Below are 22,418 nucleotides of genomic sequence, written 5' to 3'. Positions count from 1 at the left end.
GGTCGACGTGAGTGAAAGCGCGCGTTCCATCATCCAAGCCCACCTGCCTGATTTTCCCACCCTGCGCTGCGGGTCCATCCGCGAGGACACCTCGCAGTTCATGGACATCGGCTACGGCGACGTGGTGCCCCTGGCCGGGCGGCACTATCTGGTGCTCAAGGACGAGATGGAGCGGCGCTTCGGCCTCGAGGACCCGAAATACTGGGTCAAGCGCTGCAAGGTCCTGGAGACCGGGGAGCGCCGCATCCTGAAGCTCGTGTTCTATGAGCGCTTTCCCGTGCGCCTGGGCGGGATGGAGATCCCCTGCCACCGCAGCCCGCGCAAGGAGTCGCGCATCCTGGAACTGGTGCGCGGGGACGCGCGGTTCATGCAGGGCGTCACGGAGCTGGACGGCGCGGGCAACGAGGTGCGCATCCTGGAGATCGTCCAGGGCCGCCGCCTGGACCTGGCGGTGCACGCCGTGGACCTGGACCACGAGACCTATTTCCGCGAGCGCTTTCCCGAGCTGGCCCGGCTCTACGTGGGCGCCTGCCGGGCCCTGGCCTTCCTGCACTCCCACGACGAGCGCCACGGGGACGTGCGCCGGGACCACATCTTCGTGGAAAGCGGCAGCGGGGCCTGGCGCTGGATCGACTTCGACTACACCTTCGATTTCCGCGAGCGGCCCTTCAGCCTGGACGTGTTCGGCCTGGGGCACATCCTGCTGTACCTGGCGGGCAAGGGCGACCTGACCCGCGAGTCCATGGCCGAGCTCGGGCTGCCCGCCGGGCGCGTGGCCGATATCGGTGCCGGGGACGGGCTGCTGCTCTTCCCCCACAGGGTGGCCAACCTGCGCAAGTTGTATCCCTACATTCCTGAAGATTTTAACCGTGTGTTGATGCATTTTTCACAAAGCTCCAACGTGTCCTACGACACGGTGGAGGAACTGCTGGACGACCTGCTGCCGTGCCTGGAGCGGATGCGGGCGTCGTGACGGGGGGACTCATGGACATGGAGAGGTTGCTGGTGGCGGTGGACACGTCCTCGGCGTCGCTCAGGGCCGTGGAATACGTGGCCGAATTCCTGCGCGGGGACGGCGGGCGCTATGTGGAGCTGGTGCACGTCAGCCGCAGGCCGGACAGGGATCTGTTCCCGGACGACGCGGCCTGGGAGGCGCGGCTGGCCGAGCAGGAGGCCGAGGCCGAGCATTTCCTGGCCCTGGCCCGGGACATCCTGGTGGAGCGGGGCATGCGGGACGAGCGGGTGGTGCCGCGCTCCCTGTGCATTCGCGAGGCCACGGTGTCCGAGACCATCCTCGATCTGGTGCGCGAGGGCGGATTCGGGACCCTGGTTGTGGGCAAGCGCGGCGTGAGCAAGACCGAGGAATTCCTCTACGGCAGCGTTTCCAGCGCCGTGGTCCACGGCGTGGCGGATTGCTGCGTGTGGGTGGTGGGGTGACGTCCGGTTTTTCGGACGGGCTCCGTGGCGGCCCGGCTCTGCTGCGCGTCGGCTGGCCTGCGGCCGGGAAATCGTGTTATGGTCACATGTCCCGTATTGCGGACCCGGCGCTGCGGCCCCGTGGGCAAAGGGAAAATCCGGTTTTCCGCATGCCCGTCCCGGGTCCCGCGAGGCGTTTGCGCCTACTGGTTGTCCAATTTTCCGGACGATTCGAACAGGAAAAACGTCATTCCAAGCGTTGTAAAATGCAACTCGCTGTAATTATTGTGTGAAATAATCGGGGCGCCAGTTGGCACGCTCCTTGTTTTAAGGAGGTTGCTTTTCGTTCAACCCCTAACCGTTTTCGCAAGGAGCCTGTCTATGTCTATCGGTGTCTTGGCGCTGGTCGCCGCTATTCCCATTCTGTTGGCCCTGGTGCTCATGGTTGGCCTGCGCTGGCCGGCCACCAAAGCGATGCCTCTGGCGTGGCTGACGGCGGCTTTGGGGGCCATCGCCGTCTGGGGCCTGCCCGTGGGCTACGTGACCGCTCTGACCTTGCAGGGCTTCATCACGGCCATCGGCATCCTGATCATCGTCTTCGGCGCCATCCTGATCCTGCGCACCCTGCAGCATTCGGGAGGCATGGAAACCATCCAGTACGGGATGCAGAACATCACGGCCGACAGCCGCATCCAGGCCATCATCATCGGCTACATGTTCGCGGCCTTCATCGAGGGCGCGGCCGGATTCGGCACCCCCGCGGCTCTGGCCGCTCCGCTGCTCCTGTCCCTGGGCTTCCCGCCCCTGGCCGCGGCGGTCATCTGCCTGGTGTTCAACTCCTTCCCCGTGACCTTCGGCGCGGTGGGCACCCCCGTGGTCCTGGGCCTCAAGTTCCTCGCGCCCCTGGTGGATCAGGCCGCGAAGGCCGGCGTCCCCGGCCTGAATTTCGCCAACATCGGCGAGTTCAACGCCGTGGTGGGCCAGTGGGCCACCCTCATGCACGGGCTGATGATCTTCATCCTGCCCATCTTCATGCTCGGCTTCATCTCCCGTTTCTTCGGGCCCAAGCGCTCTTGGTCCGACGGGTTCAAGGCTTGGCAGTTCTGCATTTTCGCGGCCGTGGCCTTCATCGTTCCCTATCTGTTCTTCGCCTGGTTCGTGGGACCCGAGTTCCCGTCCCTCATCGGCGGCCTGGTTGGCCTGGGCATCATCATCGCCGGCGCCAAGGCCGGGTTCTGCGTGCCCAAGGAGACCTGGAACTTCGGTTCGCCCGAGAGTTGGGACGCCGAGTGGTCCGGCGACGTCAAGTTCGACGGCAAGACCGAGTTCAAGGCCCACATGTCCCAGTTCAAGGCTTGGCTGCCCTACATCCTCATCGGCCTGATCCTGGTGCTGACCCGCATCCCCGAGCTCGGCATCAAGGGCGTGCTCGCGGCCCAGGCCATCAAGTTCAAGGCCATCCTGGGCTACAACTCCGTCAACGGCGCCATCGCCTACCTGTACCTGCCCGGCACCATTCCCTTCACCCTGGTGGCCATCCTGACCGTCTGGATCCACGGCATGCCCGGCGACAAGGTCAAGCTGGCCTGGGGCCAGACCATCGCCACCATGAAGAACCCCACCATCGCCCTGTTCGCGTCGGTGGCCCTGGTGTCCATCTTCCGCGGCTCCGGCATCGCCGACGCGGCCCTGAACCCCAACGCCTACCCCTCCATGCCCCTGGCCATGGCCAAGGCCGTGGCTGGCATCGTGGGTAACGGCTGGCCCATGTTTGCATCCTTCGTGGGCGGCCTGGGCGCGTTCATCACCGGTTCCAACACCGTGTCCGACCTGTTGTTCGCCGAGTTCCAGTGGGGCGTGGCCTCGCAGCTCGACCTGCCCCGCCAGATCATCGTGGCCGCCCAGGCCACCGGCGGCGCCATGGGCAACATGATCTGCATCCACAACATCGTGGCTGCCTGCGCGGTTGTCGGCCTCTCCGGCATGGAAGGCCAGATCCTGAAGAAGACCGTGTGGCCCTTCCTGCTGTACGGCTTGGTCGTCGGGATCGTGGCCACCCTCATGAGCTTCGTCTTCCTGCCCGGCCTCTACTAGCCGGTCGGGGATAGCGGCGCGTCGGTCCTTGTCGGATTCCGATGCGCCCAGGCAAAACCGAAACAGATACCGGGGGGCCGGGCCGTCCGGCCCCCCGGAAACCTACAAAGGTGGGAGAACAGCAAATGCCCAGTGATGCCCTTGTAAAAGAGTTTCAGGCAATAGTCGGCAAGGAGAACGTCCTGCACAGCGAGGCCGACCGCCAGTCCTATTCCTACGATTCCGCCGTGCTGGAGCCTGTCGTGCCCGCCTTGGCCGTGCGCCCCACCACCAGCGAGGAACTGGGCAAGGTGGTCCGCCTGTGCAACGAGAACGGCATTCCCCTGACCCCGCGCGGTTCCGGGACCAACCTTTCCGGCGGCACCATTCCCGAGAAGGGCGGCATCGTCCTTCTGACCAACGCCCTGAACAAGATCATCGAGATCAACGAGCAGGATCTTTACGCCGTGGTCCAACCCGGCGTGATCACGGCCCAGTTCGCGGCCGAGGTCGCCAAACGCGGCCTGTTCTATCCCCCGGATCCGGGCTCCATGGCCGTCTCCACCCTGGGCGGCAACGTGGCCGAGAACGCCGGAGGCCTGCGCGGCCTGAAGTACGGCGTGACCAAGGACTACGTCATGGGCGTGGACTTCTTCGACGTCAACGGCGAGCTGGTCAAATCCGGGTCGCGCACCGTGAAATGCGTCACCGGCCTGAACCTTTCCGGCCTCCAGGTGGCCAGCGAAGGCACCATGGGCGTGTTCAACGAGATCATCCTCAAGCTTGTGCCCCCGCCGGCGGCCAACAAGGCCATGATGGCCGTGTTCGACAACATCGACAAGGCGTCCGAGACCGTGGCCGCCATCATCGCCGCGCACATCGTGCCCTGCACCCTGGAGATCCTGGACAACAGCACCATCCGCTACGTCGAGGACTTCACCAAGGCGGGCATGCCCGTGGACGCCGCCGCCATCCTGCTCATCGAGGTGGACGGACACGCCGGCCAGGTGGCCGAGGAGTCCGAGAAGGTCGTGGCCATCTGCAAGAAGTGCGGCGCCGTGGACGTGCAGGCCGCCAAGGACGAGGCCGAGCGCAACAAGCTCTGGGAGGCCCGCCGCGCGGCCCTGCCGGCGCTCGCCCGCGCCCGCCCCACCACCGTGCTCGAGGACGCCACCGTGCCGCGCTCCCAGATCCCGGCCATGATCCGCGCCATCAACGAGATCACCAAGAAGTACCGCCTGGACGTGGGCACCTTCGGCCACGCGGGCGACGGCAACCTGCATCCGACCATCCTCTGCGACAAGCGCGACCACGAGGAGTTCGAGCGCGTGGAGCAGGCCGTGGACGAGATCTTCGACGTGGCCCTGTCCCTCAAGGGCACCCTGTCCGGCGAGCACGGCATTGGCCTGGCCAAGGCCAAGTGGCTGGAGAAGGAAACCTCCGCCGCCACCATCGCCTATGCCAAGGCGCTGAAAAAGGCCGTGGATCCCAAGGGTATCCTGAATCCCGGCAAGATCATCGGAGGTTAATGACATGGCAGACCTCCACAAGCTGGCCCAACTGCTCAAGGAACTCGACGACCAGATGGTCACCTGCATGAAGTGCGGGATGTGCCAGGCCGTCTGTCCGGTGTTCGGGGCGACCCTCAACGAGGCCGACGTGACGCGCGGCAAGATCGCGCTGCTCGAGAACCTGGCCCACGAGATGGTCTCCGACGCCGACGGTGTGAAGGAGAAGCTCAACAAGTGCCTGTTGTGCGGCTCCTGCCAGGCCAACTGCCCCTCGGGCGTGAAGATCATGGACATCTTCATAAAGGCCCGGATCATCGTGAACACCTACATGGGCCTGCCCGCCACCAAGAAGATCATCTTCAAGGGCATGCTCACCAAGCCGAACCTGTTCAACGGCCTCCTGGCCCTTGGCGGCAAGTTCCAGGGCCTGTTCACCTCCCCGGCGGACGAGCTTCTGGGCTCCTCGTGCTCCAAGATCATGTCGCCCATCATCGGCGACAGGCACTTCCTGCCCCTGGCCGAGACGCCGCTGCACAAGTCCGTGCCCAAGCTGGACACCCCGGCCGGGGCCTCGGGCCTGAAGGTGGCCTTCTTCCCGGGCTGCGTCATCGACAAGATGATGCCGCGCATCGGCCACGCCGTGCTCAAGGTCCTCAACCACCACGGAGTGGGCGTGTTCCTGCCCTCGGGCCAGGCATGCTGCGGCATCCCCACCCTGTCCTCGGGCGACAGCGAGTCCTTCGCCAAGCTGGTGAAGCTCAACGCCAAGGCCTTCGCCAAGGGCGAGTTCGACTACCTCGTCACGGCCTGCGCAACATGCACGGCCACCATCAAGGAGTTTTGGCCCCACTATGCAGAAGGCCTGCCCAGTTCCGTTGCGGACAATGTGCGGGCCTTGGCTGACAAGGCCATGGACATCAATCAGTTCCTTGTGGACAAGGTTGGCATCAAAGCTCAAGATGCCCCCACGGGCGGCCGGAGAGTGACATATCATGACCCGTGCCACCTGGTGAAGTCGCTGGGCGTGAAGGCCCAGCCCCGGACGCTGCTCAAGGCGAATCCGGCGTACAACTTCGTGGAAATGGCGGAGGCGGACCGCTGTTGCGGAAACGGCGGCACCTTCAACCTTCATCACTATGAGGTCTCCAAGAAGATCGGCCAACGCAAACGGGACAATGTCCTGGCCTCAAAGGCCGACGTGGTGGCCACCGGCTGCCCGGCCTGCATGATGCAGCTCACGGACATGTTGTCCCAGGGCGGCGACCACATCAGTGTGCGCCACCCCGTGGAAATCTACGCGGAGACTCTGGAGTAATCTGGTCGGGGCGGGCTGCGGCCCGCCCCTGCCGCAAAGGAGTCTGACGAATGTCGAAGTCCCTGTACATCACCGCCACACAGAGCCGCAGCGGCAAAAGCGCCGTGGCCCTGGGAATCATGCAGATGCTGCTAGGCAATCTGCGGAACGTGGCCTTCTTCCGACCCATCATCAACGACAATGTCGGCGGCGGCCAGGATCACGACATCAACCTGATCCTGTCCCATTTCAAGCTCGACGTGCCCTACGAGGACACCTACGCGGTGACCCTGTCCCAGGCGCGGGAGCTGATCAACGCGGGCCAGCACGCCTTGCTGCTGGAAAATATCCTCAACAAGTACAAGGCGCTGGAAGCCAACTATGACTTCGTGCTCTGCGAAGGATCGGACTTCCTGGGCAAGGATCCCGCGTTCGAGTTCGACATCAACGCCGACATCGCGGCCAACCTCGGGGCCCCGGTGCTCCTGGTGGCCAGTGGGACGGGCAAGGGGACCAAGGAACTCATCGACTCCACCCAGCTGACCATCGAGACCATGGAGGAGAAGGGCGTCGACCTGGTGGCCTGCATCGTGAACCGGGTCAGCGACGGCGACGCCGCCGGGATCCCCCAGAAGATCAGCGAGAAGGTCCGGTCCCAGCAGCCGATCCTGTTCTACGCCATTCCCGAGAACGAGGCCCTGGGCAACCCCACCATGGCCGACGTGCGCAAGTGGATGGACGGCCAGGTGCTCTACGGCCACGGCAGCATGGAGACCCTGGTCCAGGACTACCTCATCGCCGCCATGCAGGTGGGCAATTTCCTGGAGTACATCACCGAGGGCAGCCTGATCATCACCCCCGGCGACCGGGAGGACCTCATCCTGGCCAGCCTGGCCTCGCGGCTGTCCACCTCCTACCCCAATATTTCCGGCATCATGCTCACGGGCGGGCTGCAGCCGTCCCAGAGCGTGCACCGCCTCATCGAGGGCTGGACCGGCGTGCCCGTGCCCATCCTCAGCGTGCCCGACCACACCTTCAAGAGCACGCGCATGATTTCCGAGCTCTACGGCCGCATCGCGCCCGACGACCTGCGCAAGATCGCCTCGGCGCTGGGCAGCTTCGAGTCCTGCGTGAACGTGGACGAGCTGCGCTCCCGCCTGGGCCAGGCCAAGTCCCGCCGCGTGACCCCCAAGATGTTCGAGTACAACCTGGTGGAGAAGGCCAAGTCCCACAAGATGCGCATCGTGCTGCCCGAGGGCGACTGCGAGCGCATCCTGCGCGCGGCCGACATCCTCAGCCGCCGCGGAGTGGTGGACCTGACCATCCTGGGCCGCAAGGACCGCATCGCCAAGCGCGTCTCGGACCTGGCTTTGGAGCTGAACGGTGTGGCCATCGTCGATCCCTCCGACAGCGAGCATCTGGACGAGTACGCCCAGGCCTACTTCGAGGCCCGCAAGCACAAGGGCATCAGCCTGGACGCCGCCCGCGACCGCATGCAGGACGCCACCTATTTCGGCACCATGATGGTCCACCTGGGCCACGCCGACGGCATGGTCTCCGGCGCCCTTAACACCACGGCCCACACCATCCGCCCGGCCTTCGAGTTCATCAAGACCAAGCCGGGCGCGAGCATCGTGTCCTCCGTGTTCCTGATGTGCATGAAGGACCGCGTGCATGCCTACGGCGACTGCGCTGTGAACCCCAACCCCACGGCCCAGCAGCTGGCCGAGATCGCCGTGTCCTCGGCGGACACCGCCCGCATCTTCGGCGTGGAGCCGCGCGTGGCCATGCTGTCCTACTCCACGGGCCAGTCCGGCAAGGGCGAGGACGTGGACAAGGTCAAGGAGGCCACGGGCATCGCCCGCGAGCTGGCCGCCGGCAGCTTCCCCGTGGAGGGACCCCTGCAGTTCGACGCGGCCGTGGATCCCGACGTGGCCGCCACCAAGATGCCCGATAGCGAGGTGGCCGGAAAGGCCACGGTGTTCATCTTCCCGGACCTGAACACCGGCAACAACACCTACAAGGCAGTGCAGCGCTCCGCCGGGGCCGTGGCCATCGGCCCGGTGCTCCAGGGCCTGAACAAGCCCGTCAACGACCTCTCCCGCGGCTGCACCGTCCCCGACATCGTCAACACCGTCGCCATCACCGCTATTCAGGCCCAGGCCGAAAAGGGATTGATATAATGAAGATTCTCGTGATCAACTCCGGAAGTTCCTCCATCAAGTACCAGCTGTTGAACATGGAAAACCAGTCTGTCCTGGCCTCCGGCGTGATGGAGCGCATCGGCCTGGACCAGGGAATCCTGACCCATAAGAAGGCCCCGGACACCGACGCCGAGACCAAGACCGTCATCGAGCGCCCCATCCCGGACCACGGCGTGGGCATGCAGATGGTGGTGGAGGCCCTGACCGACGCCGAGCACGGCGTCATCGCCGACGCCTCCGACGTGGACGGCGTGGGGCACCGCGTGGTGCATGGCGGCGAGAAGTTCTCCGCGCCCGTGCTCATCGACGCCGAGGTCATCGAGGGCATCAAGGCCGTCTCGGACCTCGCCCCCCTGCACAACCCCGCCAACCTCACCGGCATCGAGGTGGGCCAGTCCATCTTCAAGTGCGGCCACGTGGCCGTGTTCGACACGGCCTTCCACCAGACCATCCCGGCCAAGGCCTACCAGTACGCCATCCCCTACGAGCTCTATAAGGAACTGGGCGTGCGGCGCTACGGTTTCCACGGCACGTCCCACAAGTACGTGGCGCGCCGCGTGGCCGAGATCCTGGGCAAGGAGCCCAAGGACCTGAACGTCATCACCGTGCACCTGGGCAACGGTTCGTCCCTGTCCGCCGTCGAGGGCGGCAAGTGCATCGACACCTCCATGGGCATGACCCCCCTGGCGGGCGTGATCATGGGCACCCGCTCGGGCAACCTGGACCCGGCCGTGCTCAAGTTCATCGCCGAGAAGAAGGGCATGACCCTGGAAGAGGTGGACACCATGCTGACCAAGAAGAGCGGCCTGGTGGGCATCTGCGGCATGAGCGACCTGCGCGACATCCACGCCGCGGCCGAGAAGGGCGACGAGCGCGCCAAGCTGGCCGTGGACATGCTCTGCCACCGCGTGCGCCAGTACATCGGCGCCTACTGGGCCGAGCTGGGCCGTGTGGACGCCATGGTCTTCACCGCGGGCATCGGCGAGAACGACGCCGTGGTGCGCAAGGAGACCCTGAAGGGCCTGGAGCCCATGGGCCTGGTCCTGGACGAGGCGGCCAACGCCAAGCGCCCCGGCGACTGGATGCGCATCAGCGCCCCCGAGAGCAAGATCGACGTGTTGGTGGTGCGCACCAACGAGGAGTTGGAGATCGCCCGCGAGACCGTCGAGTTGCTCGAATAGACGCAACAAGCCTCCCCGGCGGCTTGGACAGGCCGTCGGGGGGAAAAACGCATACGGGAGTATCCAACATGGCAGTAACGAAGAAGACGGTGACCCTGTTCACCAAGAAGGCGCAGGCGGTGTCCGCCCTGGTCTCGGAGGTCGCGAACCTCCAGGAGGCCTTCGAGTACACCGTCAATCTGTGCGCCCAGAAGGACAAGTGTGCCCTGCTCGTTTCCGGTTGCGACCTGAACCTCTCCGAAGGGGCGCAGGCCCTGTGCGAGGACAAGACCACCAAGGTCATCGCCGCCCCGGGAATGAGCAAGCAGAACTTCGCTTCCCTGAAAAAGCTCTGCGACGCGCAGGGTTTCGAGCTGATCCAGGACGGCCTGCGCAAATACCTCGCCGGGCTGGACATCGGCTTCACCGTCTGCGACCTGGGCATCGCCGAGACCGGCACCCTGGTCCTCAACTCCAACAGCGAGGACGTGCGCCTGGCCACCATGATGGCCGAAACCCACGTCGCCGTTCTGCCCAAATCCAAGCTGCGCGAAACCTCCTACGATGCGGAAAAGGAAGTTCTGGCCTTCATCCAGAAGAATCCGAGCTACCTGGCGTTCATCACCGGCGCGTCCAGGACCGCCGACATCGAGCGCGTCCTGGCCCTGGGCGTCCACGGGCCGCTGGAACTCCACATCCTGATCATGGAGGACAAGTAGCCATGCAGCACGCCAAGAATCTTGAAGACTACCGCAAGGAGTGCCAGGAGGCCCTGGGGGACGAGTTCCTGCGCAAGGCCATGGACGCCTTCGCCGTGGCCTACCGCGCCAACCGGGTCAACGCCTTCGCGGACATGAACGAGCGCGAGCTCATCGCCGAGATCGCCGACGCCAAGGACGAGTCCGTGTCCCGGCTCTCGGAGCTGTTCGCCGAATTCAAGGCCAAGGCCGAGGCCGCCGGCACCAAGGTGCACGTGGCCAAGACCGCCGCCGAGGCCAACGAGATCATCGCCCGCATCGCCCGCGAGGAGGGCGTGAAGCGGGTGGTCAAGTCCAAGTCCATGACCGCCGAGGAGACGCTCCTCAACCACCATCTGGAGGCCGAGGGCCTGGAGGTCACGGAGACGGACCTCGGGGAGTGGATCATCCAGCTCCGCCACGAGGGCCCGACCCACATGGTCATGCCCGCCATCCACCTCTCCCGCTACCAGGTGGCCGACCTGTTCACCGACGTCACCAGCCAGAAGCAGGACTCGGACATCGAGAAGCTGGTCAAGGTGGCCCGGCGCGAACTGCGCGCCAAGTACATCGAGGCGGACATGGGCATCTCCGGCGCCAACTTCGCCGTGGCCGAGACCGGCGGCATCGGCCTGATCACCAACGAGGGCAACGCCCGGCTGGTGACCACCCTGCCCAGGGTCCACGTGGCCATCTGCGGCCTGGACAAGCTGACCCCGACCCTGCACGACTGCCTGCGGGTGATCCGGGCCCTGCCGCGCAACGCCACGGGCCAGGCCATCACCTCCTACGTGACCTGGATCTGCGGCGCCAACGAGTGCGCGCCCGGGCCCGACGGCAAGAAGGTCCACCACGTGGTCTTCCTGGACAACGGGCGCACCGCCATGGCTCTGGACCCGGACTTCAAGCAGGTCCTGCGCTGCGTGCGCTGCGGCGCGTGCGCCAACGTCTGCCCCGTGTACCGGCTGGTGGGCGGCCACAAGATGGGCCACATCTACATCGGCGCCATCGGCCTGCTGTTGACCTACTTCTTCCACGGCCGCGACAAGGCCAAGAACCTCGTGCAGAACTGCATCAACTGCGGGGCCTGCAAGGAGGTCTGCGCCGCGGGCATCGACCTGCCCAGGCTCATCAAGGAGGTCCACGCCCGCATCCAGGACGAGGAGGGCCACCCCCTGCCCAGCGTGTTGCTGGCCAAGGTGCTCAAGAGCCGCAAGCTCTTCCACACCCTGCTGCGCACGGCCAAGATGGGCCAGAAGCCCGTGGTGGACGGCAAGACCGGCTACCTGCGGCACCTGCCCATGGCCTTCTTCAAGGAACAGAACTTCCGGGCCCTGCCGCCCATCGCCAAGAAGCCCTTCCGCGACGAGTGGGAGAAGGTGCGCCCCGAGACCAAGACCCCCAAGTACCGGGTGGCCATCTTCTCGGGCTGCGTGCAGGACTTCGTGTACCCCGAGCAGTTGAAGGCCGCGGTCAAGGTCATGGACGGCCACGGCGTGGACATGGACTTCCCCATGGAGCAGACCTGCTGCGGCCTGCCCGTGGTCATGATGGGCGAGACCCAGACGGCCAAGGACGTGGCCGCGCAGAACGTCACGGTCATCGACCCCGGCAAGTACGACTACGTGGTGACCATGTGCGCGTCCTGCGCCTCGCACTTGAAGCACGCCTATCCCAAGCTCCTGGAGGACGAGCCGCGCATGGCCGACAAGGCCCGCCGCTTCTCCGAGAAGGTCATTGACTTCAGCTCCTTCGTGCACGACGTGCTGGGCGTGGGCGCGAGCGACTTCCGCGAGTTGTCCGTGGGCACCAAGACCGCCTACCACGCCCCCTGCCACCTCTGCCGGGGCATGGGCGTGCACGACGCGCCGCGCGACCTGATGAAGGACGCGGGCCTGGACTACGTGCAGGCCGCCGAGGAGGACGTCTGCTGCGGATTCGGCGGCACCTTCTCCATGAAGTTCCCCGAGGAGTCCAAGGAACTGCTGAACAAGAAGTTGGACAACGTCAAGGCCACCGGAGCCACCCAGCTGGTCACGGACTGCCCGGGCTGCGTGATGCAGCTGCGCGGCGGCGCCCACGCCAGGGGCGACTCCATCACCGTGCGCCACATCGCCGAGGCCCTGGCCGAGAGAAAGAAGTAGCCCTGCGGCGCGGGGCGGTCCGCCGCCCCGCGCCGGTTCACACCCACCCCCGCCATTCCCGCCCGTTGCGCCTGCCTTTTTCCTCACCACCCCGCCCCGGCGCGACGGGCGGGATGGCGCCCCCCAGGAGCATCATGGACGATCTGGAATATCTGGTCCGGGGCGAGGCCGAGGCGGGCTTCCGCCGCAGCCTGGCCCTGTGCGAGGGCGACGACGCCCTGGCCGTGGCCGGCAGGGGCGGCTCCTACGCCGCCAACCGGGAGGCCCTGGACAGCTACAGCCTGAACCTGCGCGTGCTGCACGGCGTGGGCGAGCCCGATACCTCGGTGACCGTCATGGGCCTGGCCCTGTCCATGCCCGTGTTCGGCTCCCCCCTGTCCGGCGCCTTCAGCCGCCTGGGCGACGGGCCCTCGGAGGCCGGATTCGTGTCCGGCCTGCTGGCCGGGTGCGACGCGCGCGGCGTGGTGGGCTGCGTGGGCGACGGCCTCGCGGACCGGGTCTTCCTGGCGGGCGTGGACGCCCTGCGCAAGCCCGGGGTCCGGGGCATCTGTTTCGTGAAGCCCTGGAGCGGCTCGGCTCTGCGGCACAGGATCGAGCAGGCCGAGGCCGCGGGCGCCGTGGCCGTGGGCGTGGAGGCCGACGAGGTCGTGCACATGGACTACGCGCGTCGGGGCCGGCCCCTGGCGCCCATGTCCCCGGGCAGGCTGTCGCGCATCATCCGCAGCACCGAGCTGCCCTTCGTGGTCAAGGGCGTGATGACGCCGGACGAGGCCCTGCTGGCCGCGGAGCTGGGCGCGGCCGCCGTGGTGGTCTCCAACCGGGGCGGGCGCATGCTCAACGACTGCCCGGGCGTGGCCGACGTGCTGCCCTGGATATCCGAGGCCGTGCAGGGGGCCGTGTCCATCCTGGTGGAGGGCGGGGCCTACTGCGGGGTGGACGTGCTCAAGATGCTTGCGCTGGGAGCGGACGCGGTTATGATCGGCGGACCGTTGGAACTCGCGGCCTTGGGCGGCGGGCAGCGCGGCGTGGAGGAGTATCTGGGCCGCGTGCAACGGGAACTTGAACAGGCCATGCTCATGACGGGCACGGCTCGCGCCGCTCAGGTCAATCGCACGGTGCTCTACGAGCGCCGCCGCTAGCCCTGCGCCGCGGGGCCGTCCGGGGGCTGGCCGCGGTCCACAGGAGGCTCCATGCAGGGCAAGACCAAGAGTGAAAGCAGCATTATTTTGTCGCAGCGCATGCTGCCCCAGGACGCGAATCCCGCAGGCAACGTGCACGGCGGCGTGATCCTCAAGTACATCGACACGGCGGCCGGGACCGTGGCCCTGCGCCACGCCCGCAGCAACGCGGTCACCGCGTCCATAGACCGCATGGATTTCCTGCGCCCGGTGTTCGTGGGTGAATTGGTCATCTTCAAGGCCTGCCTGAACTACGTGGGCACCACCTCCATGGAGATCGGGGTGCGCGTGGAGGCCGAGAACCTGTTCACCGGCGAGGTGCGCTACACCAATTCCGCGTACCTGACCTTCGTGGCCCTGGACAAGGACGGCCGGCCCAGCCCGGTGCCGCCCCTGGTCCTGGAGGACGAGAATGACGAACGCCGCTGGCGCGAGGCCGAGGCCAGACGGGAAATTCGGAAACAGGAGCGCGCCCGCGAACGCTCGTCCCAGGGCGGGTGCGGCGCATAGAAAACAGCAACCACGCACAGGAGATCAGGAACATGCTCAAGCACATCGTCATGTGGCGCTTGAAGGACGAGGCCGAGGGCGCCGCCAAGGCGGAGAACGCCCTCAAGATGAAGGAAATGCTCGAGGCCCTGCCCGCCAAAGTGCCCGGCGTGGTCAGCCTGGAGGTGGGCGTGAACGTGGTCGCCGGGGACACCGCCTCGGACATCTGCTTGTACAGCGTGTTCAACACCCTGGAGGAGATGGACGCCTACCAGGTGCATCCCGAGCACCTGAAATGCGTGGAGTTCATCAAGAAGATCGTGATTGAACGGCGCGCGGTCGACTACGAAGTGTAGCGGCTTTCGCCGATGCGCAAAAAAAACGGGGCGGTCCCTTGGGACCGCCCCGTTTTTCGTGCTTGAAACGACGGTCTGCTAGCGGCCGCCCAGGTCCAGGTTAATCTCTTTCGGGTAGGTGGCGGTGTAGCCGTATTCCACCACGTGCTGGCCCCCGGCGGGGACCTTGAAGGTCCAGACGGCCAGACGGCCTTCCTCCTCCTCGGCCCCGGGCAGGCGCTTCTCGATCTTGATGCGCTCGTCCCCGGCCCCGGGCACGCGGTCCTCCATGCGCACGGACACGGCCAGTGACTTGTGGTTCTGGACGGTCACGCGCCAGTCCCAGGCGCGGCTCTTCTTGGAGCCCAGAAAGCCCGCCTCCCCGGACTGCCGGGTCAGGGGCGTCAGGCGCACGGCCACCTGCGGGTCCATGCCGAAGAACAGGTCGGCCTTCTTGTCGAACAGGGAGAAGCTCCCCGTGCGCACCAGGGCCGAATCCAGCAGATAGGAGGCCTGCCCGGCGGGATACCTGGGCGTCTCGTCCAGGTTCACGGCCGCGCGGGTGTAGGCCCCGGGCCCCAGCCAGGGCCGCACCAGATAGTCGAATTCGGCCTTCCAGGACGCGGCCCCCAGGTGCAGCCTGCGGGACTGGCCCGAGTCCAGGGTCGCGCGCCCGGCGTCGTAGGCGTCGAACATCCGGCCCTGGGTGCGCGCCGGATCGGCCTCGGCCGCGGGCGCGGCCCCGAGGGATTCGGTCTGCACGGCCATGTCCGTCATGAGCTTGGCCGCGCGCCTGAGGAGCTCCTCCTGGGGCCGCAGATTCCAGTGCGGCAGCGCGGGCGGCTCGGTCCCGCCCGCGAAGCGCGCCGTGGCCAGGGTCAGGGCCACGTCCTTCCAGGGCGCGCCGGTCTCCTGGCGGATGCGCGCGCCCCAGGCGAAGTCCACGCGCTCCTCGCCCGGCAGGGCGTTCAGGGAATACTCGGGGGTCCAGCCCGCCCCGGCCGCGCGGTAGGTCCAGCGGCAGGCCACGGACTTGGCCCCGGGCCCGGTAAAGGAAATGGTCGCCTCCAGCACGCGGCGGCCGCCGCCCGTGAGGCCCTGGAGCTCCTTTTCCAGTTCGCGGACGCGCGTGTCCGCGTCCTTGATCTCGCGGTCCAGCTTGGACGCGGCGGCCAACTCGGCGGCCAGGCCGTCGCGCACGGCCCGGGCCATGGCCTGGGCCTCGGCCGCCTTGGCCGGGCTCTCGCCCGCGGCCAGGGAGCGCCAGTAGTCCGCTGCCCCCGCGTGGGCCGCGCGCTTGTCCGCCAGGTCCTGGCGCTCGGCCTTGGCCGCGTCCAGGAGCTTCTGGACCTCCTTGATGCGGCCCTCGTCCGTGCGCAGCACGCTTTTCACGGACACGTCCGCCGGGGTCAGGCCCGAGGCCCGCTCGGCCGTGAGGCGCAGGCTCGCTGCGTCGGCTCGGGCGGGCAGGGTGATCACGGCCACGGGCCGCCCGTCCCCGGCCGAGAGGGGCAGGGTGGCGGCCTCGGTGATCTCGGCCCCGTCGGGGTACAGGGTCACGGCCACGGGCTCGGCCCGCCCCAGGGCCGGGGCCAGGAGCAGGAACAGGATCGCCGCCAGGATGCGGACGGTGTACGACTGCATGGCGCCTCCGTTGGTTGCGGTCCGGGCGGGAGGTCAGTCCTCGGGCAGCAGGGACCGTTGGTTGAAGGACTTGTTCTTGAATTCGTAGGCCGTGAGTTCCAGGCCGCCGTCCCGGGACCATTTCTTGGCCAGGATCACGCCGCCGCAGTCCGGGCCCACCTGGTCGGCCAACAGATCGAAGGTGGCCGAGAGGTTTTCCATGTCCTCCTCGAACATCTCCGAGGACCCGCCCAGGTTCACGGCACCTGTGCCGTCGTCGAGATATTCGTATTCCACCAGGGGCAGGGCGCTTTTGAGCAGCTTGCTGACCTTGCTGTACTGCCATTCCCCGATGCCGTGGATCCTGCCCTCGTATTCGATGCGTCCGATTTCCATTCTCGACCTCTTGGGTTTGGGGTGCGGCGCGTCCGGATGGGCGCTCGCCTCTTCATACAGGTTCCCGGGGAACGGCTCAAGGGGCGGAACGATCGCGAAGGTTTCGCCGGGGTTTGCTCTTTGGGAAAAAATGGATATGTATAATTTTATTGGATGCCGCTTCGGGGGGCGAAGCGAGTTCGATCTTGTCCGACGGGGGCCTTGTGGACGCGCAGCGCATTCTGGTGGTCGAGGACGAGACCATCATCGCCAAAGAGATAGAGTACAGCCTGAGGGACCTGGGCTACGAGGTCGCGGGCATCGTGTCCACGGGCGAGGAGGCCGTGCGCCTGGCCCTGGACGAGCGCCCGGACCTGGTGGTCATGGACATCATGCTCGCCGGGGACATGGACGGCACCCAGGCCGCGGCCGAGATACGCAAGAAGACGCGCATCCCCGTGGTCTTCTCCACCGCCTACACGGATCAGGTGACCCTGGAGCGGGTCAAGCCCACCGCGCCCTACGGGTATCTTATCAAACCCTTCGACCAGGCCGAGCTGCGCATCACCCTGGAGACCGCCCTGTACAAGAGCGGCATGGAGCACCGCCTGCGCGTGAGCGAGGCCCGGCTGCGCCAGGCCCACAAGCTGGAGGCCGTGGGCACCCTGGCCAGCGGCATCGCCCACGACTTCAACAACATCCTCTCGGCCATCATCGGCTATTCCGAGATGGGCCTGTCCAAGGTGGGGGAGGACGATCCCCTGCACAAGATGTTCGGCCGCATCCAGAAGGCCGGGACCCGCGCCAAGAAGCTGGTGCAGACGCTGCTCGACTTCAGCCGCCCCCCGGCCCAGGATCAGGAGGCGTCAGACTTCGGGCCCGTGGTCCAGGAGGCCGTGGAGCTGGCCAAGTCCTCCCTGGGGCCGGACGTGGCGCTGCGCGTGGCCCTGCCCGAGACGCCCTGCCTGGTGCGCGTGGACCCCACGCAGCTGCACCAGATAGTGATGAACCTTTTGCGCAACGCCGAGGACGCCCTTGGCGACGGGCGCGGGGAGATAGATGTGACCCTGGTAAACGGCGACCCCGTGGCCGCGTTCCCGGCGGACGGCGAGGCCCTGTCCGAGGGCATGCGCCTGGAGGGCGAGAGCGGCGGCGGCTGCGCCATCCTCACGGTGCGCGATTCGGGCTGCGGCATGGCGCCCGAGGTGCGGGAGCGGGTCTTCGACCCCTTTTTCACCACCAAGCCGGCGGGCGAGGGCACGGGCATGGGCCTGGCCGTGGTCCACGGGCTGGTGCGCAGCTACGGGGGCTGGATTTCCCTTGAAAGCGAACCCGGCAAGGGCAGCGAGTTCATGGTCTGCCTGCCGAGGGTGGCGGGGTAGGCCATGGCCAGAGTGCTGGTCATAGACGACGACCTGATGATCTGCGAGATGGTGGCGGACATCGTGGAGGACCTGGGCCACCGCTGCGACACGGCCCGGACCCTCAAGGACGGACTGGCCCGCGCCCGGGCCGGGCGCTACGACGTGGTCTTCCAGGACGTGTACCTGGCCGACGGCACGGGCCTGGACGTGCTGGGCGAGCTCAAGGGCTCCCCGGGCCGCCCCGAGGTGGTGGTCATCACGGGCTCGGGCGAACCCCTGGTGGCCGAGCGGGCCATGCGCGAGGGGGCTTGGGATTTCGTGGCCAAGCCCCTGGACCTTTCGAGCATCACCGGGCCCCTGGAGCGGGCGCTCAAGTATCGCCAGGAGCACGCGGCCCGCGCGCCGGAACGGGCCATCCGCCGCGAGGGCATCGCGGGCTCCGGCCCCCTGATGCGGGCCATGCTGCACACCGTGGCCCTGGCCGGGGAGAGCGGGGCCAGCGTACTCATCACCGGCGAGACCGGCACGGGCAAGGAACTCTTCGCCCGCGCCATCCACGCCAACAGCCCGCGCGCCAAGAAGCCCTTCGTGGTGGTGGACTGCGCGTCCCTGCCCGAGACCCTGGTGGAGTCCACCCTCTTCGGCCACGTCAAGGGCGCGTTCACCGGCGCGGACAAGGCCCGGGAGGGGCTGGTCAAGCTGGCCGACGGCGGGACCCTGTTCCTGGACGAGGTGGGCGAGCTGCCCTTTTCCATGCAGCGGGCCTTCCTGCGCGTGCTGGAGGAGCACACCTTCCGGCCCGTGGGCTCCAAGGCGGAGGAGCACAGCGACTTCCGCCTGGTGGCCGCCACCAACCGCCACCTGGAGGCCATGGTGGAGCAGGGCGAGTTCCGCAGGGACCTCCTGTACCGCATCCGTTCCTTTTCCCTGGAGCTGCCGCCCCTGCGCGAACGCCCCGAGGACATCGAGGAGATCGTGCGCAGCCACATGGAGCGCCTGGCCGGGCAGGGCCGCTTCGAGGTCAAGGACGTGTCCCCGGAATTCCACCAGGCCCTGCGCGCGTATCCCTGGCCGGGCAACGTGCGCGAACTGGTGCAATGCCTGGAGCGCGCCCTGGCAGCGTCCCAGGCCGAGACGACCCTGTTCCTGGCCCACCTGCCCGACGACATCCGCGTGAACTACGCCCGGACCCTGGTCACGCGCGGCGACGAACAGGCCCCGCGCCCCGTGCCTCTGGAGCCCGCGCCGGCCCGGGCCGCGCCCCCGTCCGCGCCCCTGGCCGCGCCTCCGGCCACCCCGGCCTTCGCCCCCGCGCCCCCTGGCCCGGGACCAGCCGAGAGCTGGAGCGAATACCGCGAACAGGCCGTGTCCCGCGCCGAGCGCGACTATTTCCAGGCCCTCATCGCGGCCGAGGACGGCAACGTCAAGCGCTGCTGCTCCGTGGCCGGGGTTTCCCGGGCCAGGCTGTACCAGATCATGCAGAAGCACGGGCTGACCCGTCCGCGCTGACCGTCCAATTTTTTTGGATTGTCTACTCCAGTTTGACGGATATGGGCGGCCAAGTGTCCAGAATATGTGTTCGCCCACAAGGGCGTGGCCGTTCCCGGTTCATGACCGGGAACGGTTTTTTGTTTTTATTCCAGTGGATAACAGAATAAATTATAGAAAATTCCAATTCGGCGGGCAAATTGGAACGGGTCTTGATACATGGCTGGCGGAGGGTATGAGAATGAAGACTGTCGAGACCATCATCCAGCTGGCCAAACAGGCCAAGAACGAAGGAATAGCCCTGGAAAGCGCCCGCCTGTGCACGGTTTGCTGGACCGTCCACGAAGAGGACTCCTGCCCCGAATGCGCGGCCAGGCAATGGCTGCACCTGGCGCCCATGCTCAAAGGCTTTGCGCACAGCGAGGACAGGTTCTGCGAGACCGCTGTCAACTAAGCCCCGTAGTTAAGGAAAACGAAAAGCATCGACCAATACATAGACAGAATTATCCGGACCCGCAGACTCACCTCCTGCGCATCCTGCGGGCCCGGGGAGGCGGCACCCCCCCCAACCACCCAAAGCCGTCTCCATCCCCCCGATGCCGCCTTCCCGCCCCCCCGGGAAGGCGGCCTTCTTTTGCCTGTCTGAAAAAAGTTTTACGAAGAGCAAGCAACATGTGAAATCAGAGTGTTGACGGACTTTTCATTTTTGTCGGCTACTGATATTCCAAGCGGAGGAGGCAACGCCTGATAATGAAGAAGACGCGACTGCTGCTGAAGATCCTCCTGGGCATAGCCCTGTACGCCCTGGCGGTGCTGAGTTCCGCCGCCGTGGTCCGGGCCCAGGACCGGGCCGACGTCCTGTTCCAGGTTTCCACCATCGACGCCCTGCTGGACGGGGTCTACGATGGGGTCCTGCCCGTGGCGGAACTCGTCGCCCACGGGGACACGGGCCTGGGAACGTTTCACGCCCTGGACGGGGAGATGGCCGTGCTGGACGGCGTGGCCTACCAGATCCGCGCCGACGGTTCCGTGCGTCCCGCGCCCAAGGGGCTGACCACTCCCTTCGCCGCGGTGACGCCCTTCGAGGAGGACCTGGCCCTGCCCCTGGGCGCGTGTTCGTCCATGGCGGAGCTCACCGAGGCCATGAAGGGGCTGTTGCCCAACCCGAACATCTTCTACGCGGTGCGCGCCACCGGGGTCTTCAAGACCATGCGCACGCGCAGCGTGCCCGCGCAGTCCAAGCCCTATCCGGCGTTGAAGGAAGTCACCGCGCACCAGCCCGAGTTCGAGTTCAGGGACCAGCCCGGCGACATCGTGGGCCTCTGGTCCCCGGCCTTCGTCAAGGGCCTGGGCGTGCCCGGGTTCCACCTGCATTTCCTGACGGACGACAGGACCGGGGGCGGCCACATGCTGGACTGCTCCTTCGAGCGCCTCACCGTGCGCCTGGACGCCACCCCGGCCTTCACCGTGCTCCTGCCCGAGTCCGAGCATTTCGCGGCCACGGACCTGTCCCGCGACCGCAGCAAGGACCTGAAGAAAGTCGAATAGCCGGCGCTTCGGCGCCGTCCTCCTCATGCACGGGGCCCCCGGCGCGTAGCCACGCCGGGGGCCCTGTACGTCTGAGGGACGGGTGAGCGCTATATCTCGCGCCTGTCCACTACGCGGACCAGCTTGCAGGCCTCGCCGTCGTAAAGGCTGGTGCGTTCCACGATGCGTACGTCGAAGCCCACGCCCAGGATGGAGTCCAGGGCCGAGCGGATGGTCTGGCAGGCCTGCTGGTGCTTCTTGATCTCGTCGAAGTATTCGTCGGTCTCGGCCTCCAGGAGCACGGTGCCGCGCTCGCGCGAGCCCTCGCGCTCCAGCACGATCTGGAAGCAGGGCTCCGTGCCCAGGACCTCGGCCAGCACCCCGGCCACCTGCTGCGGGTAGACGTTGACGCCCTTCAATATGAACATGTCGTCGGTGCGGCCGCTGATCCGCTCCATGCGCACGAAGGTCCGGCCGCAGGGGCAGTCCCCGGGCAGGAGCCGCGTGAGATCGCCCGTGCGGAAGCGCAGCATGGGGAAAGCCTCCTTGGTCAGGGTGGTCAGCACCAGCTCGCCCTCCTGCCCCGGCTCCACGGGCTCCAGGGTTTCGGGGTCGACGACCTCGGCCATGAAATGGTCCTCGTTGATGTGCAGGCCGCGCCGCTCCAGGCATTCCCCGGCCACGCCCGGGCCCATGATCTCCGACAGGCCGTAGTTGTCCGTGGCCGTGAGGTGCAGCCCGTCCTGGATGCGTTGGCGCATGGTTTCGGACCAGACCTCGCCGCCGAACAGCCCGCGCTTGAGGGGCAGGGCGCCCACGTTCACGTCCATGGCGCGCATGGCGTCGGCCAGATAGTTGGCGTAGCCCGGGGTGCAGATGAGCGCCGTGGTCTTGTAGTCCTCGATGATTTGGATCTGGCGGCGGGTGTTGCCCGAGGAGCTGGGCACCACGGACGCGCCGAGCATCTCCGCGCCGTAGTGGAACCCGAAGCCGCCCGTGAACAGGCCGTAGCCGAAGGCGATCTGCACCACGTCGTCCTCGGTCACGCCCCCGGCCACCAGCACGCGCGCGGCCAGCTTGGCCCAGCGGCGCACGTCGTTCTTGGTGTAGCCCACCACCACGGCCTTGCCCGTGGTGCCCGAGGAGGCGTGCAAACGCACCACCTCGCGCAGGGGCACGGCGAACATGTCGTAGGGATAGTTGGCGCGCAGGTCCTCCTTGGTGGTGAAGGGCAGCCGCCTGACGTCCTCCAGACTGCGCAAATCCTCCACGTCCAGATTCAACGCCTCGAACTTCTTGCGGTAAAAGGGCACGTTGCGCGACAGGCGATACAGGGTGCTCTGCAACCGCTCCAGCTGCAGCCTGGTCAATTCGTCACGGCTCATGCACTCGCTGGCCTTGTCAAAGTACATGTCTGGCTCCTTTGGTCGTTGTCAGGCTTTGCCGGGCGTAGCCGGGGGGAAGGGGGGAAAACCCCTTTTCCTGACGGTGAAAAGGGGT

At 66.8% G+C, this 22,418-nt stretch carries 19 protein-coding genes; 16 read left to right on the top strand and 3 right to left on the bottom strand.

Annotated elements, in window-relative coordinates; translation table 11 throughout:
- The first annotated feature begins 7 nt into the window (after positions 1-7).
- The 12 genes from ACYYG1_RS11470 to ACYYG1_RS11415 all read left to right on the top strand — a co-directional run bounded on the left by ACYYG1_RS11470 (position 8) and on the right by ACYYG1_RS11415 (position 14,562).
- A complete protein-coding gene (locus ACYYG1_RS11470) occupies positions 8-973 on the top strand; it encodes a protein kinase family protein (RefSeq protein ID WP_461210450.1) in 966 nt (321 codons plus the stop codon).
- An 11-nt stretch (positions 974-984) separates the two neighbouring features.
- Positions 985-1,437, top strand: a complete 453-nt coding sequence (locus tag ACYYG1_RS11465) for a universal stress protein (RefSeq protein ID WP_461210449.1) — start codon at positions 985-987, stop codon at positions 1,435-1,437.
- A 360-nt stretch (positions 1,438-1,797) separates the two neighbouring features.
- Positions 1,798-3,510, top strand: a complete 1,713-nt coding sequence (locus tag ACYYG1_RS11460) for an L-lactate permease (RefSeq protein WP_461210448.1) — start codon at positions 1,798-1,800, stop codon at positions 3,508-3,510.
- Between the two features lie 125 nt (positions 3,511-3,635).
- The gene (locus ACYYG1_RS11455; protein ID WP_461210447.1) at positions 3,636-5,018 is read left to right on the top strand and encodes an FAD-binding oxidoreductase; all 1,383 of its coding nucleotides are present in this window, start codon (positions 3,636-3,638) and stop codon (positions 5,016-5,018) included.
- A gap of 4 nt (positions 5,019-5,022) precedes the next feature.
- The gene (locus ACYYG1_RS11450) at positions 5,023-6,315 is read left to right on the top strand and encodes a (Fe-S)-binding protein (RefSeq protein ID WP_461210446.1); all 1,293 of its coding nucleotides are present in this window, start codon (positions 5,023-5,025) and stop codon (positions 6,313-6,315) included.
- A 50-nt stretch (positions 6,316-6,365) separates the two neighbouring features.
- Positions 6,366-8,477: a phosphate acetyltransferase gene (gene pta / locus ACYYG1_RS11445; RefSeq protein WP_461210445.1), complete on the top strand. Its 2,112-nt coding sequence runs from the start codon at positions 6,366-6,368 to the stop codon at positions 8,475-8,477.
- Positions 8,477-9,679 (top strand): acetate/propionate family kinase, encoded by a 1,203-nt coding sequence (locus ACYYG1_RS11440; RefSeq protein ID WP_461210444.1) that lies wholly within the window; start codon positions 8,477-8,479, stop codon positions 9,677-9,679. Before pta ends, ACYYG1_RS11440 begins: the two co-directional genes overlap by 1 nt.
- Positions 9,680-9,747: 68 nt before the next feature.
- Positions 9,748-10,377, top strand: a complete 630-nt coding sequence (locus ACYYG1_RS11435) for a lactate utilization protein (RefSeq protein WP_461210443.1) — start codon at positions 9,748-9,750, stop codon at positions 10,375-10,377.
- A gap of 2 nt (positions 10,378-10,379) precedes the next feature.
- On the top strand, positions 10,380-12,539 hold the full coding sequence (ldhH, locus tag ACYYG1_RS11430) for an L-lactate dehydrogenase (quinone) large subunit LdhH (protein ID WP_461210442.1): 2,160 nt from the start codon (positions 10,380-10,382) through the stop codon (positions 12,537-12,539).
- 134 nt (positions 12,540-12,673) lie between these two features.
- Entirely contained in the window at positions 12,674-13,678 is a 1,005-nt protein-coding gene (locus ACYYG1_RS11425) for an alpha-hydroxy-acid oxidizing protein (RefSeq protein WP_461210441.1), read from the top strand.
- Between the two features lie 51 nt (positions 13,679-13,729).
- The gene (locus ACYYG1_RS11420) at positions 13,730-14,227 is read left to right on the top strand and encodes an acyl-CoA thioesterase (RefSeq protein WP_461210440.1); all 498 of its coding nucleotides are present in this window, start codon (positions 13,730-13,732) and stop codon (positions 14,225-14,227) included.
- Positions 14,228-14,259: 32 nt separating this feature from the next.
- A complete protein-coding gene (locus ACYYG1_RS11415; RefSeq protein ID WP_461210439.1) occupies positions 14,260-14,562 on the top strand; it encodes a Dabb family protein in 303 nt (100 codons plus the stop codon).
- A 78-nt stretch (positions 14,563-14,640) separates the two neighbouring features.
- Here the strand turns inward: ACYYG1_RS11415 and ACYYG1_RS11410 are convergent, their stop codons facing one another.
- Complete coding sequence (locus tag ACYYG1_RS11410; protein ID WP_461210438.1) at positions 14,641-16,185, bottom strand: DUF4139 domain-containing protein; 1,545 nt, start codon at positions 16,183-16,185, stop codon at positions 14,641-14,643.
- Between the two features lie 33 nt (positions 16,186-16,218).
- The gene (locus ACYYG1_RS11405) at positions 16,219-16,560 is read right to left on the bottom strand and encodes a hypothetical protein (RefSeq protein WP_461210437.1); all 342 of its coding nucleotides are present in this window, start codon (positions 16,558-16,560) and stop codon (positions 16,219-16,221) included.
- 185 nt (positions 16,561-16,745) lie between these two features.
- Here ACYYG1_RS11405 and ACYYG1_RS11400 point away from each other — a divergent pair, with 185 nt between their 5' ends.
- The 4 genes from ACYYG1_RS11400 (at position 16,746) to budA (ending at position 20,939) form a co-directional block, all read left to right on the top strand.
- Positions 16,746-17,921 carry a sensor histidine kinase gene (locus ACYYG1_RS11400; RefSeq protein WP_461210436.1) on the top strand — a complete coding sequence of 392 codons (1,176 nt, stop codon included), beginning with the start codon at positions 16,746-16,748 and terminating at the stop codon, positions 17,919-17,921.
- 3 nt (positions 17,922-17,924) lie between these two features.
- Positions 17,925-19,412 carry a sigma-54-dependent transcriptional regulator gene (locus ACYYG1_RS11395; protein ID WP_461210435.1) on the top strand — a complete coding sequence of 496 codons (1,488 nt, stop codon included), beginning with the start codon at positions 17,925-17,927 and terminating at the stop codon, positions 19,410-19,412.
- A 220-nt stretch (positions 19,413-19,632) separates the two neighbouring features.
- Entirely contained in the window at positions 19,633-19,845 is a 213-nt protein-coding gene (locus tag ACYYG1_RS11390; RefSeq protein WP_461210434.1) for a hypothetical protein, read from the top strand.
- A 296-nt stretch (positions 19,846-20,141) separates the two neighbouring features.
- Positions 20,142-20,939, top strand: a complete 798-nt coding sequence (gene budA / locus ACYYG1_RS11385; RefSeq protein WP_461210433.1) for an acetolactate decarboxylase — start codon at positions 20,142-20,144, stop codon at positions 20,937-20,939.
- Between the two features lie 89 nt (positions 20,940-21,028).
- Here budA and ACYYG1_RS11380 read toward each other — a convergent pair whose 3' ends face one another.
- Positions 21,029-22,330 carry a phenylacetate--CoA ligase family protein gene (locus ACYYG1_RS11380; protein ID WP_461210432.1) on the bottom strand — a complete coding sequence of 434 codons (1,302 nt, stop codon included), beginning with the start codon at positions 22,328-22,330 and terminating at the stop codon, positions 21,029-21,031.
- Positions 22,331-22,418 lie beyond the last annotated feature (88 nt).

The sequence above is a fragment of the Desulfocurvus sp. DL1XJH-121 genome, from assembly GCF_054819825.1.
The sequence above is the reverse complement of the archived record's forward strand: the minus strand, read 5'-3'. Positions and strand labels throughout refer to the sequence as shown.